This window comes from Gilliamella sp. wkB171 (genome assembly GCF_001693755.1).
In the GTDB taxonomy this organism is placed as follows: domain Bacteria; phylum Pseudomonadota; class Gammaproteobacteria; order Enterobacterales; family Orbaceae; genus Gilliamella; species Gilliamella apicola_F.
Window position 1 is genome coordinate 1 of record NZ_LYST01000051.1, and the last position, 14,658, is coordinate 14,658.

Sequence of the window (14,658 nt, forward strand, 5' to 3'; positions counted from 1 at the left end):
ATATTGATAAATGATAATAATTATTATTTAATCTTGGTAAATTTTATTTACACATAGTCGTTATGAAATCGTTAGATGTGAGTGCTTTTTTTGCTGCAAATTCCGTTTTACCTTTTAAGAATCGTTGGGCAGTAATGCCTTTACAAGCAAGTTTACCGTTGGGCCAAGATTTAATTGAAAAGCAGTGGCAAGATATTCAATTTTCTGAATTAAAAGGTAAAAAACGGTTAATTTATGTGCATGTGCCTTTTTGTGATATTCATTGTCAATTCTGTGGTTTTTATCAAAATCCATTACGTAAGCATAATACCGAAACCTATGTTGACTATCTTTTACAAGAGATATCGTTAGAAATTACCAATAATGCCATGCAATCGGCCCCGATTCATGCAATCTATTTTGGTGGCGGAACACCATCAGCGTTGAAGGCAGGTCAATTGGCTAGAGTCATTCGCTATTTTAAGCAATTTGCCCCCTTAGCGCCCGATTGTGAAATTACCGTAGAAGGGCGCATTTCTGATTTTGATGATGATCACATTGATAGTTATATTGAAGCTGGAGCTAATCGTTTTTCGATTGGTGTGCAAACTTTCGATACGGATATTAGGCAAAGATTAGGTCGTCAATCCTCTAAACAACAAATTATTGATGGCTTTGAGCGTATAGCCGCTCGAGATAGTGTCGCGTTAGTTTGTGATTTAATGTTTGGATTACCTAATCAAACTAATCAATCTTGGCAACAAGATTTAGAAATAGTCGATAATTTACCCATTGATGGGGTTGATCTGTATGCACTTAATTTACTACCAACCACTCCTTTAGCTAAGGGCGTTGAAAATAAACGTATTGAGCTACCTTCAGTTACTGATAAATGCGATCTATATCAACAAGGCGCAAAGTATCTTGAAAAACAAGGTTGGCATCATTTAACTAATGCTCATTGGTCTAAAACTAGTCGAGAACGTAATTTATATAATTTTCTGATAAAGCAAGGTTCTCATTTTTTTGCTTACGGCTCGTGTGCTGGTGGGCGGTTAGGCGGGCAATCTTTTATGCTCAATCGTGATTTAGCAAGTTATTATGCGCAGCTCGATCAAGGTAAAAAACCATTAATGATGTTAACGGGTAAACCTTTAATTGGCGATTGGTTATATAAATTACAAGCAGGTATTGAAAAGGGTAGAATTGACCTAAATAGTTTAACCAATCATGCCGAATTATTCGATCCCTTAATTGAACAATGGCATCAAGTTGGTCTATTAAAAAATCAAGCTCATTGTTTGCAATTAACTTTATCAGGACGTTATTGGTCAAGTAATATTCTTCAAGCTTTACAGCAATTATTATTACAACTGAATAATCCAGAACATATTGAATTGCAACAAAAAATGGCAACGGCTAGACAGTCAATGAAAGCGATGCAGGGTATGTCTAAATCGGTTAATCATAAACAACATGTCTAAATAACATCACATCAATAAGGATACTTCTATGGTAGATAAACAAACACATTTAACTAACTTAGCAACTTATATGCAAACTAATCCAGAAGATTTGCTAGAAAAAATTGCACAAGACTATCAAGTTACTTTAACGCAAGTAATTCAAGCTATGCCAGAAGCTAAAATTGTTGATGGTGATCATTTCGATGCTATTTGGGACGAAGTAACAACTTGGGGTGATGTAATGTTTTTGATTCATACTGGCGATATTATTGCTGAAATTTCAGGTGAGCTACCGCCAGGCACACATAGTCAAAAATATTTTAATTTACGCCATCAAAAAGGGTTAAGTGGTCATATTAAAGCTGAACATTGTCAATATATTGCGTTTATTGAACGAAAATTTATGAAGATGTCGACAGCATCGATGATTTTTTTAAATCACTTGGGACAGTCAATGTTTAAAATATTTGTTGGTCGTGATGAAAATCATCAACTTAAAACCGATCAACTAGAAAAATTTAGAGCTTTGATGCAAAAATTCAATTAAAACATATTATGAAAACATTATTCATTTTTGGGGTGAGCCCAAATCAAGGTACGGGTTACCAACTATCACAGCTTATAAGACAACGTCATCCTGACTGGCGTTGTATTGTATTAGTTAGGCATGCAGATTTTGCCAAACAACTATCGCAACAAGGCATTGAAACTTATGTCGGCGATGCAACGAATGCAACTTTGTTAAATACAATGTTTGAACATGCAGGTACTGACTCTGTTATTGTTTCAACTTTAGGTGGTGAAACGGGTAACTATACAGCACAGCGAATGATAATTGATTGTGCAGAGCAAGCGGCTATTACCAACATGGTTTTGGTCACTTCTTTAGGCTGTGGTGATTCGTGGAACACGTTATCTGCTAGGGCAAAACAAGCCTTTGGTCACGCCGTTCGAGAAAAATCATTAGCCGAAGTGTGGCTGCAAACAAGTTCATTGTCCTATTTGATTTTACGACCAGGTGGACTACGTGATGGCGAAATAACTCATGGCGCGCAATGTTATTTTAATCAGGAAGTTCATGGTTTTATCCATCGAGCAGAGCTAGCTAATACGATTTTAACCAAAATAGAAAATAAGCAATTTGATAATCGTGCATATAGTGTTATCGATCCCCATCTAGCTTTTCATTCTTAATGTATTAAATATATATGATCAAATTGATATTATAAGTGAGGTAAGTTGGTGGGTAATGTTAGTCAACGAATAATATTATGGGCATTATTGATTATCCTTTGTGTGTTGATTATTTTTGCGGCAAACATTGGCGCACTCAAATTTCCCATTACCCAACTTGCAACAATGTCATTTGACGATCCGATATTAAATATTTGGCTCAATATTCGTTTACCCCGCATAATTTTAGCTGTTATTGTCGGAATGGCATTAGCCAGTTCAGGTGCGGTAATGCAAGGACTATTTAGAAATCCATTAGCAGATTCAGGCCTACTTGGAATTAGTAGTGGCGCAAGTTTAATGGTCGGATTGTCGATTTTATTTCCAACCATTTTTCCACCTATTATGATGCTTTACGGTAAGATGGTTGCCGCTTTTATCGGCAGTTTTTTTATTTGCTTGCTGATTTATCTTTATAGCCTAAACGAACAATGTAATTTAGCTAAAATGGTTTTATTAGGTGTAGCAATTAATGCAATTATTGCGGCTGTAATGGGCTGTTTAAGTTATGTTAGTGATGAATCTCAATTAAGACAATTATCTTTGTGGTCAATGGGACATTTAGGTAAAGGCTCTTGGGATTTGGTACTCGTTGCTATGTCTCTAATCATTCCAGCATTAATTTGCATTTTTAAACTTTCTTATCAACTTAATATTTTGCAGCTTGGCGATGAAGATGCGCACTATCTAGGTATTAATGTTCTTCGTATAAAACAATATTTATTATTACTTTGTGCATTATTAATAGGCACAGCTGTTGCTGTGAGCGGTATTATCGCTTTTGTTGGTTTAGTTGTTCCACATATGATTCGTTTACGAATGGGGGCCAATCATCAATGGTTACTGCCGGGTTCTGCACTTGGTGGCGCTTGCCTGTTATTATTGGCTGATACACTAGCTCGAACCTTGATTGCCCCAGCTGAAATACCAGTTGGACTGTTCACCAGCCTAATTGGTGGTCCCTACTTCCTTTGGCTGATTTTAAGACAGAAGTAACAGATGGAATTTGATTATGATGTTAATTGCAAATAATTTAACATTTGCTTATGGCAATAAATCTATAATTAATGAAGTTTCTTTGACCATTAATGCTGGTGAAATTGTCATTATTATCGGCCCTAATGGTGCGGGTAAATCGACTTTATTAAGGCTGTTAACGGGGTATCAGCAGCCATCATCTGGGGAATGTTTTTTACTTAATAAACCACTAAACCAATGGTCGGCAAAGCAGTTAGCGAAAGTTAGAACGGTAATGTTACAGCATAGTCAACTGACCTTTCCTTTTAGCGTTAAAGAAGTCGTTGCGATGGGGCGTGCACCTTATGGAAAAGATTATTTTAATCAAGCTATATTCGAAACCATGGAACAAACTGATTGCTTACAATTAGCGGATCGCGATTATCGAAGTTTATCTGGCGGTGAACAGCAACGTGTTCAGTTAGCAAGAGTGTTAGCCCAGCTGTGGCAACCTACGCTAAAAGAAAAATTACTGTTTTTAGATGAACCAACTTCAGCACTCGATTTATATCATCAACAGCATACTTTAAGGTTATTAAAAAAATTAGCCAAGCAACAAAATTTAGCTGTGTGTTGTATATTACATGATCTTAATTTAGCTGCTTTATATGCGGATAAAATTTTATTACTTAATCAAGGAAAGATAGTTGAACAAGGCACACCAGCAGAGGTGATAACTGTCGATAATATTAAACATTGGTATGGAGTTGAATTAGAAATATATCCGCATCCAATTAATCAAGTTGTTCCGCAAGTTTATTTAACACCCTGAGTAGAAATAACTATTATTCATCACTGCATTTTATATTGGTTTAGGTATATAATTATCTAAAATTAATTTGCAGGTGTAGCTTATGGATCAACTCAACAACCCAAAATCAATTCCTGTTGCTCACTTATTGGCATCTCAGCCTATTTTTAGTTGTCAATTAGATGGCAAAGGCAAAGCTGTAAGCTTAGATGAAAGTAGTGAAGCATCCGTTGAAAAACCCTGTTGGATTCATTTAGATTTTGCTAAGCCTGAAACAATCAATTGGATACACTCAACTACGATCATTCCTGATTTAGTCAAAAGCGAGTTAATTAAACCTAATCAGATTTCGAAAGAAATTCGTTTTGATTCAGGTATTTTAGTTGTGCTAAAAGGGGTTAATTTCACACCAAATGAGTTACCTGATCCGATTGTAACATTCCGCTTTTATATTATCGATAACTTAATTATTTCCTCCAGACATCAGCAAATTGATGCTATTTTTCAATTAAAAGATAATTTAGAAAAAGGGATAGGACCTGTCGATGTTGCCGATTGGTTGATTCAAGTTTCTGAGCTGATTAGTGATCAAGTTAATTTGTCTTTCGATAGTGTACACAACAAAATTATTAAACTTGAAGATTTAGTACTCAATCAGCATATTTTTTCCCATAAAGAGATAGGAAGAGTACGTAAACAATTGATTGTTTTACGTCGTTTATTATCGCCACAGCGGGATATTTTTGTAAAAATTTCAACAGAAAGAATATCTTGGATTGATGACAATGACCGCCAACGTTTGCATGATATTTCTAATCAGCAAAGTCATTATGTCTCTGATATTGACAGTTGTTTATTACGATTGGCATCAATTATGGAACAAATTAATAGCTTTTTGGCTGAATCTACTAATAAACGAATTTATTTAATGTCACTGTTTACCATTATTTTTACGCCAATTACTTTTTTAACAAGCTTATTAGGCGTAAATTTAGCGGGTATTCCAATGAGTGAAAAGAGTTGGTCCTTTCTAGGTTTAGTGTTAATAATTATAGTGATTTGTATTGGTTCGGTAATATGGCTGAAATGCAAAAAATGGTGGTAAAACAGTGAACTTTTTAGTCAAACAGAGTAGATGATGGTGAACTTTCATATTGTTACCGATGTTAAAGCTATCAAGCCGTTATTTGAAAAATTTCATCAATCTCTTTTGCTGACTTATTGGCAAGGCAATATTGGTTATGCATACACAGATAACGCTTTACAACCGTATTCAGCAGTAGTGAATGTTGGTTATTTCTTTTTTTGTGCAGATTGCCCCAATCAGGATATGCTCAGCTATACTCCAACAATTTATAATAACAATTATTTTATTGTTATTGCAGATGATCAAATTTGGCAAAGTTTGATTGAACGAACATATCCCAGTAGTTATCAAAAATTTACCCGTTATAGTTTTTATTTTGAACCATTATTTGAAGGTCAAAAGCTACAAGCTATTGTTTCAAAATTATCTGAAGATTATCAACTAGAAGCAATTGATGAAAATAATTATCAACAGATTACATCGCTTAAATGGTCTAAGCACTTATGCAACAATTTTAACGCTTATTCTGCGTTGACAAAATATGGGTTAGGATGTGTTATTTTGAAAGATAACATTAATGTTTCTGGAGCGTCATCTTCTTTGGCATATGATAATGGTATTGAAAGAGAAGTCGACACACTAGCGCAACAAAGATGGAAAGGTCTTGGTTTGATTTGCTCAGCAAAGTTAATTTTAACCTGTCTGGTACGTCAGATATCACCCAAATGGGATGCGAATAACCATGCGTTTTTAAAAATGACAACTAAACTAGGCTTTAAACCAAATAAATCCTATCAAGCTTATACTATTTTGAATTCATGATTAATATAAATTATTATGCAATCTAATCAATTCTATCGTCTTTTTATCGCCGAAAAACCAAGTTTGGCAAGAGCTATTGCCGATGTGTTACCTAAGCCTCATCAAAAAGGTAATGGTTTTATTAAAGCCAGCAATGGGGATATTGTCAGTTGGTGTATTGGTCATTTATTAGAACAAGCTACTCCTGAAGCCTATGATCAACGTTATAAAAAATGGACTATCGCTGATTTGCCTATTGTGCCCGAAAAATGGATATTAACGCCAAAAAGTAGTACTGAAAAACAGTTCACTATATTGGTCGATTTGATTAAATCAGCCGGTCAAATAGTGCATGCCGGCGACCCCGATAGAGAGGGGCAATTACTGGTTGATGAAGTGCTCAATTATTGTCAATTATTACCAGAAAAACGTAAAACCATTCAACGTTGTTTGATTAGTGATTTAAATGCTAGTGCTGTAGAAAAATCGTTGGAACAGTTACGTAGCAACCAAGATTTTATTCCTTTATCGACCTCGGCATTAGCTAGGGCTCGAGCTGATTGGCTTTATGGGATTAATATGAGCCGATTATGTACTATAGCTGGGCAACGAAATGGTTACCGAGGTGTATTATCAATTGGGCGTGTACAAACGCCTGTATTAGGTTTAGTGGTAAGGCGTGATTTAGATATTGAACAGTTTGTTCCTAAATCTTTTTATGAAGTCTATGCCGTTTTAGAAACCAAACATAAAGAGATCTTTAAAGCCAAATGGCAACCAAGTGAGGCTTGTTCCCCTTATCAAGATGAGGAGGGGCGAATATTAGTTAAAAAATTGGCTGAGAACGTTTGTCAAAGAATAAAAAACCAAACAGGCATTATCGATAAAGTAAGTAATAAAAAGAAAGAGTTAGCTCCACCACTGCCATTTAATTTATCTGCTTTACAAATTGAGATGGCTAAAAAAAATGGATTAAGTGCTCAAGAAGTATTAGATATTTGCCAATCTTTATATGAAAAACATAAATTAATTACCTATCCAAGATCTGATTGTCGATTTTTACCCCAAGATCATCTAAAGCAAATTAATGGTGTAAAATCTGCTATCGAAAATAATTGCCCGCAACTGCAAACTGCTGTTGATAATGCTGATTTTACATTACGTTCTAAAGCTTGGAATGATAAAAAAGTCGAAGCTCACCATGCCATTATTCCTACTTTACGCAAAGTCACAATGAGTAATTTATCAGAGCATGAGAAATCGGTTTATCAAGTTATTGCAACTCAGTATCTGGCTCAATTTTATCCGGCTTATAAATATGCAGAATTACAAATTGATGTTGATATTGAAGGTGGTAAATTTATTGCGAAGGCTAATCAAATGATTGATGAGGGATGGAAAGTATTATTCAGCACTAAAAATAGTCAAAATGATGGGGAATTAGAGAGTAGTGAAAATAGCCCTTTATTAACTAAATTAGTAAAAAAAGGTGATAGCGTTCAGTGTATTGATGCTGAACTGGTGGACAAACAAACTGTGCCACCAAGGCCATTTACTGATGCCACATTGCTTTCTGCTATGACCGGTATTGCGCGATTTGTCAAAGATCCAGAGGTAAAAAAAATATTGCGTGAGACAGATGGATTAGGCACTGAAGCAACTAGAGCCGGCATCATTGAACTTTTATTTAAGCGTCAGTTTTTAACTCGACAAGGTAAATCTATTCGATCAACGCAAGTTGGCCGAAATTTGATACTTTCAATTCCAGAAACAATGTCTATGCCAGATATGACGGCCCATTGGGAATTACAATTAGATCAAATAAGTAAAAAGGAATTTTCTTATCAGGAATTTATGTGCCAACTAAATTCATCACTGGTGAATTTAGTTGAGCAACTCAGAAATAGTCGATTAAATATACAATCTTAATTTTCTTGATTTAAAAATGATACTTAAATCCGGTTATTTGTCAGTGTGACATGTTATTACTTATTTTTAATTCTTGTTATCGCTCTCTTGCTCATTTTGGACAAAAACTTGCTCGGCAATGGATATATTGATTTTCTGATCATCTTCAATAATAACGGCAAGTTGGTGATTGGCTCGATTAAGGAAATCGTTATCCTTAAGAATCAATCTAAGCATATTGAGTCTTTTTATTACAGGCACAATAAATTGGCTAATAATAATTGTGATGATAAAAATGGTTAATATAGCAATGATTACACTGATAATTTCAGGTGATTTAAAAATAGTGTTGAGATTAGATAGTACAAAAATAATAGCAATAACAGCAGCTATACAGCTCACAACAAATTCTTTAACGAGAAAAAGTTTTAAAGGGTAAATTTTATTTTTCTCAATAGCAAAGTATTGGGTTAATGAATTTAACTGTGTTAAATCAATAATGTTGTAAATATCGCTATTGATTAAGGATATAGCAATTCTCTCCTTGTTACGATTACCTGAACGATAAAAACAAACTTTTTCCCAGAGTAATTTCTTTTTAATATTGTTTAAATAGTCTTTTTGATATTGTGGCTGTGGTGTTTTTTCTAAAATATCAGTGTACTTAATAATATTTTCAAAATAGTTGCTTTTAGGTTTTTTTTTGAAAACAAACGCAATTATTGATAGCGCAAAAATAACGATTAAGTTGAGCCAATTATCATTAAATAATGTACTAAATTCCATTCTATTTACCCTAGTTTAAACAGTTATCTTATTGTAACGGATTATGGATAAAACGTGTATCAATTCTACACTAAAATTGTTGCAGTTAAGACAATAAGTGCTGTTTTTAAGCGTTCAAAGCCATTATTTGCCATAATAGGTTGACTTCTTTTTTTTAAAAGCGTATAACTTGCCCGCCTTTGGGCTTTTCTTACTTTTTTAACTATTAGGTGGTTAAAAATGAGGGTTAGGGAAAGTTGAAACGCAAAGGGTTTAGTTCAGTTTACAGGAGAAATATGGACGCTCATTCGGGTCACCCCAACAGCTGGGGAGACAAATTAAAACAAATTACCATCGGTTAATGACCTGTCTAAATATTCATTTTTTCAGTTCACAAGCCGAAAATTGATAAACGGTAACGGTGAACGATATGCATTTTTCTACACGCTATCACATAAATTCAAAACATCATTGCGCACATACACATATGCTATGTGTTTTATATCTTTCTGAAAAACATTTAGAACCACCGAGTTGTATCTAATACACATTTAATTTTCTTAAAACTAATAGATTTTTGCGGCATACCTATCTACAAGGTTAGTTTTGCTATGCAATAAATTTATGGTTATTCACAAATTTTGATTGTCTGTAGTTGATTTGCCAACTAGATGACGGGATCTTTTTGTCAAAAAATGATGAGTGAAGGTACAAAAGATGACAAAGCATATATCAAATATAAATAACAAAAATCAAGTCGGTGTGAAAGCAATTAAAGAGGCTCAAAATAGTCTTGAAACTATTTTATCCAAATATCAAACCAGCCTCTCTGGCTTAACGCAAGAAAATGCGAAAGAACGAATCGAACAATATGGAAAAAATGAAGTCGCACGAGAAAAAGTTCCCTCTTTTATTGTGCAATTATTGATGGCCTTTAATAATCCTTTTATTTTTGTGTTACTAATTTTAGCCATTGTCAGTTTTGTTACTGATTATTGGCTACCTTTACAAAAAGGCGAAGAAACCGACCTAACAAGTATTATTATCATATTAACGATGGTGACACTCAGTGGTTTATTACGATTTTGGCAAGAGTTTAGATCGAATAAAGCAGCGGAAGCATTAAAATCGATGATTCGCACAACCGCTACCGTGTTAAGGCGTCCACATAAAGATATGAATCCTGAGCATTACGAAATTCCGTTAAATGAAATCGTGCCAGGAGATATTGTTTATTTGTCGGCTGGTGACATGATACCAGCTGATATTCGATTAATTGAGTCTCGCGATTTATTTGTGAGTCAAGCGGTGTTAACCGGTGAATCAATTCCCGTTGAAAAATATGATACATTAGGCGCCGTTTCACAAAAAAATAGTGATCAGATTAATCAAGCAGATATCTCTAAAGATAATATTCTTGATGTGAACAATGTTTGCTTTATGGGTACCAATGTGGTGAGTGGTACGGCTAAAGCAATTGTTGTAGCTACTGGAGCAGATACCCACTTTGGTTCATTGGCTAAATCTATTGTTGGTTCTCGCGCTGAAACCTCATTTGACCGAGGTGTGAATAGTGTAAGTTGGTTACTGATTCGTTTTATGCTGATTATGGTACCAATTGTCCTTTTAATAAACGGGTTTTCAAAAGGAGATTGGGGCGAAGCTACACTATTTGCATTAGCTGTTGCTGTCGGGTTAACGCCAGAAATGTTACCAATGATTGTTAGTGCAAATCTAGCTAAAGGTGCGGTTGGCATGGCAAAACGAAAAGTGGTGGTGAAACGTTTAAATGCTATTCAAAACTTTGGGGCGATGGATATTTTATGTACAGATAAAACAGGTACATTAACACAAGATAAAATCATTTTAGAACATCACTTAGACATTAATGGGCAAGTTGATCCATCTGTTTTACAACTGGCATGGCTTAATAGTTACTATCAAAGTGGGATGAAAAACTTGATGGATAAAGCAATCATTCGTTTTGCTGAAGAAAAAACCAGTGTTAAAAAAGTGGGTGTTGGCCTTTATAAAAAAATTGATGAATTACCGTTTGATTTTGTCCGTCGACGTTTATCTGTAGTGGTGCAAAATGCTGATGATAGTCATTTAATGATTTGTAAAGGGGCAGTTGAAGAGATGCTGTCTATTTCGAGTTATGTTTATGAAAATGGTGAATATTTACCATTAGACGATAATCGCAAACAAGCGCTGATTGAACTTGCTCATAATTATAATAAAGATGGATTTAGAGTATTAGCTGTTGGCGTGAAAAATATTGCCGCAGGTGAAACAAAAAATCAATACAATGTGCAAGATGAAAAAGCATTAGCAATTCGTGGCTTTTTGACATTTTTAGATCCACCTAAAGAGAGTGCATATGAAGCTATTTCTGCATTAAATGAACATGGTGTTGGCGTTAAAGTTCTAACTGGTGACAATGAAATCATCACGATTAAAGTATGCCGAGAAGTTGGCTTAGAACCGGGTATACCTTTACTTGGTAACGACATTGAAAAAATGAGTGACGCTGAGTTAAAAGAGCAAATTGAGCAACGCACTATTTTTGCTAAGTTGACTCCATTACAAAAATCTCGAATTATTAGATTATTACAAAGTAATGGTCATACTGTCGGATTTTTAGGTGATGGTATTAATGATGCGCCAGCGTTGAGAGATGCAGATGTTGGTATTTCAGTGGACACAGCTACTGATATCGCGAAAGAGTCAGCTGATATCATTTTGCTTGAAAAAAGCTTGCTTGTACTAGAAGAAGGTGTAATTTGCGGACGCGAAACTTTCGGTAATATTATGAAATACCTAAATATGACCGCAAGTTCTAACTTTGGTAACATCTTCTCTGTATTAGTGGCTAGTGCGTTTCTACCATTTTTACCAATGCTGGCGATTCATTTGCTTATCCAAAACTTATTATATGATATCTCACAACTATCATTACCTTGGGATAAGATGGATGAAGAGTTTTTACAAAAACCTCGTAAATGGGATGCGTTAAATATTAGACGCTTTATGATTTGGATTGGGCCAACATCGTCTATTTTTGATATTACCACTTATGCACTTATGTGGTTTGTGTTTAGTGCTAATAGTATTGAAGCACAGGCTTTATTCCATTCTGGTTGGTTTATAGAAGGGTTGCTTTCTCAAACGCTTGTTGTTCATATGCTTAGAACGCAAAAAATTCCTTTTGTACAAAGTACTGCCACTTTCCCTGTGATAGTAATGACATTATTTATTATGGCTATTGGTATTTATATACCTTTTTCACCGCTAGGGGGGCTAATCGGACTTGAGCCTTTACCGTGGACATATTTTCCTTGGTTAATTGCAACGCTTCTTAGTTATTGTTGTGTGGCTCAACTAATGAAACGCATCTATATAAAGCGTTTTGGTCAATGGTTTTAATATATTATGTCAATATAAGTGATGTAAGTGTTACATCACTTATAAAATCAATTCAATTAAGTCATGTAAAGGCTAAATACTTGTCGTTTGCAACTATAAACACAAAAGTTGATTTTTTAAATAAAACCACTATATTATAAAAAATAGGTTATATAACAATAATAAGAAGGAAATATAAATGAAGACACCACATAAAAATTCAATTATGCTAATTAAAAGCCGTAAACAGAAAAAAACACAAGAACAATTGGTGAAAAGTAGCTAGTTATATCGTAGATAGTATTGTAATAAACCCCAGAATCTGGGGTTTATTTTTCAAGTTCAACAATCGATTATTCGAATAATACATGACAATTTGCTACTCAGACGCCTTTTTTAGTATTTCATAAAGTTCATCTTTTAATTTTAATTTTTGTTTTTTCAATGTTTCTAACATTTCAGATGTATCGACAGCGATGCCTGATTCAATGTTTTTAATTTTTTGATCTAATTCATTATGCTCATCAAATAATTTTTGAAAGTGTAAATCAGTGCTTTTTAATTTTGAGATTAATTCTCGATATTCAGGGAACATAGTAACTCCTTATTTCTACTTGATATAATAATAGCAGTTAATGCTGTTTCAGCTTACAATATTCTTAGTTGTTTTAATAGCAATTTTTATGAGGATTAATCCATGAGTGAATCGATTGTTATTGCAAAAAGTGATAGTAAAGATTTGTCTATTCTTGCTTCAATGGCAAATCGACATGGTTTGATAACAGGCGCGACTGGAACAGGTAAAACGGTCACATTACAAAAAATGGCTGAGAGCTTTTCACAAATTGGTGTGCCGGTTTTTTTAGCCGATGTTAAAGGTGATTTAACAGGTATTGGCGAAAAAGGGGTTTTAACGCCTAAATTGCAAGCGCGCTTAGATAATATTCACGTTTCAAATTGGACCCCCGATTTTTGCCCTATAGAATTATGGGATGTTTTTGCTCAGAAGGGGATACCTGTTCGCAGTACTGTTTCTGATATCGGACCGATTCTGCTAGCAAGATTATTAAATCTTAATGAAACCCAAGCGGGCGTTTTACAGCTTATTTTTAAAATTGCTGATGATAACGGTTTACTTTTAATTGATTTTAAAGATCTACGTTCACTGATTCAGTTTATTGGCGATAATGCGAAAAAATTTACAACTCAATATGGTAATATTTCTGCATCCTCAATTGGTGCTATTCAGCGTAGTTTATTGACACTTGAGCAACAAGGTGCAGAATTTTTCTTAGGTGAACCTATGCTTGAGATTGCAGATCTAATGCAAATCAATGATCAAGGTCGTGGCGTTGTTAATATTTTGTCTGCAGAAAAATTATATAATTCGCCAAAACTCTATTCGGTGTTTTTATTATGGCTGCTATCAGAACTTTTTGAGCATCTGCCCGAAGTTGGCGATCTTGAAAAGCCTAAACTTATCTTCTTTTTTGATGAAGCGCATCTACTATTTAATGATACTTCACCGGCATTACTAGAAAAAATAGAGCAAGTGGTGCGCTTGATTCGTTCTAAAGGCGTTGGCGTTTATTTTGCGACACAAAATCCTACCGATATTCCCGATACAGTACTTAGTCAATTAGGTAATCGAGTGCAACATGCATTACGTGCATTTACCCCTAAAGATCAAAAAGCTGTTAAGACTGCCGCACAAACAATGCGAGCTAATCCAAGTTTTGACACAGAAAAAGCAATTATGGAACTAGGAGTAGGGGAAGCATTGATCTCGTTTCTCGATGAGAAAGGCCGTCCTAATATGGTGGAACGTGCATTTGTTATTGCACCTTGTTCACAAATGGGTCCTATGCCAGAAGATAAACAAGTCGCCATCATCCATGAATCACCATTCTATAAAAAATATTCGCAAACATTCGATCGAGAGTCTGCTTATGAAAAAATTCAGGCTGGTTTCAGCTTTAATAATTCAACTACCAGCCAATCAGAATCTAAACAACAAGGTGATCAAGCTGGAGAAAACCAACAAAACCATGGTGGCATAATGGATTTGCTTAGTTCTTTAATTTTTGGTAGCAAAGGGCCAAGAGGTGGGCAACACGATGGATTAGCGCAGCAAGTCGTTAAAAGTGCAACCAGACAAGTTGTTAATCAAATTGGCAAACAAATTACCCGTGGGATTTTGGGTGGATTTAAAAAATAACTAAACTAAAAACGATGATTGGATACAA

At 34.7% G+C, this 14,658-nt stretch carries 12 protein-coding genes; 10 read left to right on the forward strand and 2 right to left on the reverse strand.

What is annotated here, in order from left to right; genetic code table 11:
- Positions 1 to 62 precede the first annotated feature (62 nt).
- From hutW to A9G03_RS10095, 8 genes are all read left to right on the forward strand, one after another.
- Positions 63 to 1,463: a heme anaerobic degradation radical SAM methyltransferase ChuW/HutW gene (gene hutW, locus A9G03_RS10060; protein ID WP_065799138.1), complete on the forward strand. Its 1,401-nt coding sequence runs from the start codon at positions 63 to 65 to the stop codon at positions 1,461 to 1,463.
- 28 nt (positions 1,464 to 1,491) lie between these two features.
- Positions 1,492 to 1,992 carry a heme utilization cystosolic carrier protein HutX gene (gene hutX / locus A9G03_RS10065; protein ID WP_065633005.1) on the forward strand — a complete coding sequence of 167 codons (501 nt, stop codon included), beginning with the start codon at positions 1,492 to 1,494 and terminating at the stop codon, positions 1,990 to 1,992.
- 8 nt (positions 1,993 to 2,000) lie between these two features.
- Positions 2,001 to 2,639: an NAD(P)H-binding protein gene (locus tag A9G03_RS10070; protein ID WP_065799139.1), complete on the forward strand. Its 639-nt coding sequence runs from the start codon at positions 2,001 to 2,003 to the stop codon at positions 2,637 to 2,639.
- 45 nt (positions 2,640 to 2,684) lie between these two features.
- Complete coding sequence (locus A9G03_RS10075) at positions 2,685 to 3,674, forward strand: FecCD family ABC transporter permease (protein WP_065633007.1); 990 nt, start codon at positions 2,685 to 2,687, stop codon at positions 3,672 to 3,674.
- Between the two features lie 16 nt (positions 3,675 to 3,690).
- Complete coding sequence (locus A9G03_RS10080; RefSeq protein ID WP_065799140.1) at positions 3,691 to 4,467, forward strand: heme ABC transporter ATP-binding protein; 777 nt, start codon at positions 3,691 to 3,693, stop codon at positions 4,465 to 4,467.
- 82 nt (positions 4,468 to 4,549) lie between these two features.
- The gene (zntB, locus tag A9G03_RS10085) at positions 4,550 to 5,551 is read left to right on the forward strand and encodes a zinc transporter ZntB (protein ID WP_065633009.1); all 1,002 of its coding nucleotides are present in this window, start codon (positions 4,550 to 4,552) and stop codon (positions 5,549 to 5,551) included.
- Between the two features lie 30 nt (positions 5,552 to 5,581).
- Positions 5,582 to 6,355, forward strand: a complete 774-nt coding sequence (locus tag A9G03_RS10090; protein ID WP_082209449.1) for a GNAT family N-acetyltransferase — start codon at positions 5,582 to 5,584, stop codon at positions 6,353 to 6,355.
- 15 nt (positions 6,356 to 6,370) lie between these two features.
- Entirely contained in the window at positions 6,371 to 8,263 is a 1,893-nt protein-coding gene (locus A9G03_RS10095) for a DNA topoisomerase III (RefSeq protein ID WP_065799141.1), read from the forward strand.
- 66 nt (positions 8,264 to 8,329) lie between these two features.
- Here A9G03_RS10095 and A9G03_RS10100 read toward each other — a convergent pair whose 3' ends face one another.
- Complete coding sequence (locus A9G03_RS10100; RefSeq protein ID WP_065633011.1) at positions 8,330 to 9,028, reverse strand: hypothetical protein; 699 nt, start codon at positions 9,026 to 9,028, stop codon at positions 8,330 to 8,332.
- 696 nt (positions 9,029 to 9,724) lie between these two features.
- Here A9G03_RS10100 and mgtA point away from each other — a divergent pair.
- The gene (gene mgtA / locus A9G03_RS10105) at positions 9,725 to 12,433 is read left to right on the forward strand and encodes a magnesium-translocating P-type ATPase (RefSeq protein ID WP_065799142.1); all 2,709 of its coding nucleotides are present in this window, start codon (positions 9,725 to 9,727) and stop codon (positions 12,431 to 12,433) included.
- A gap of 358 nt (positions 12,434 to 12,791) precedes the next feature.
- Here mgtA and A9G03_RS10110 read toward each other — a convergent pair whose 3' ends face one another.
- A complete protein-coding gene (locus A9G03_RS10110) occupies positions 12,792 to 13,007 on the reverse strand; it encodes a YdcH family protein (RefSeq protein WP_065633013.1) in 216 nt (71 codons plus the stop codon).
- A 102-nt stretch (positions 13,008 to 13,109) separates the two neighbouring features.
- On the opposite strand from A9G03_RS10110, the gene A9G03_RS10115 reads away from it, so the two are divergent.
- Positions 13,110 to 14,630, forward strand: a complete 1,521-nt coding sequence (locus tag A9G03_RS10115) for a helicase HerA-like C-terminal domain-containing protein (RefSeq protein WP_065633014.1) — start codon at positions 13,110 to 13,112, stop codon at positions 14,628 to 14,630.
- Positions 14,631 to 14,658 lie beyond the last annotated feature (28 nt).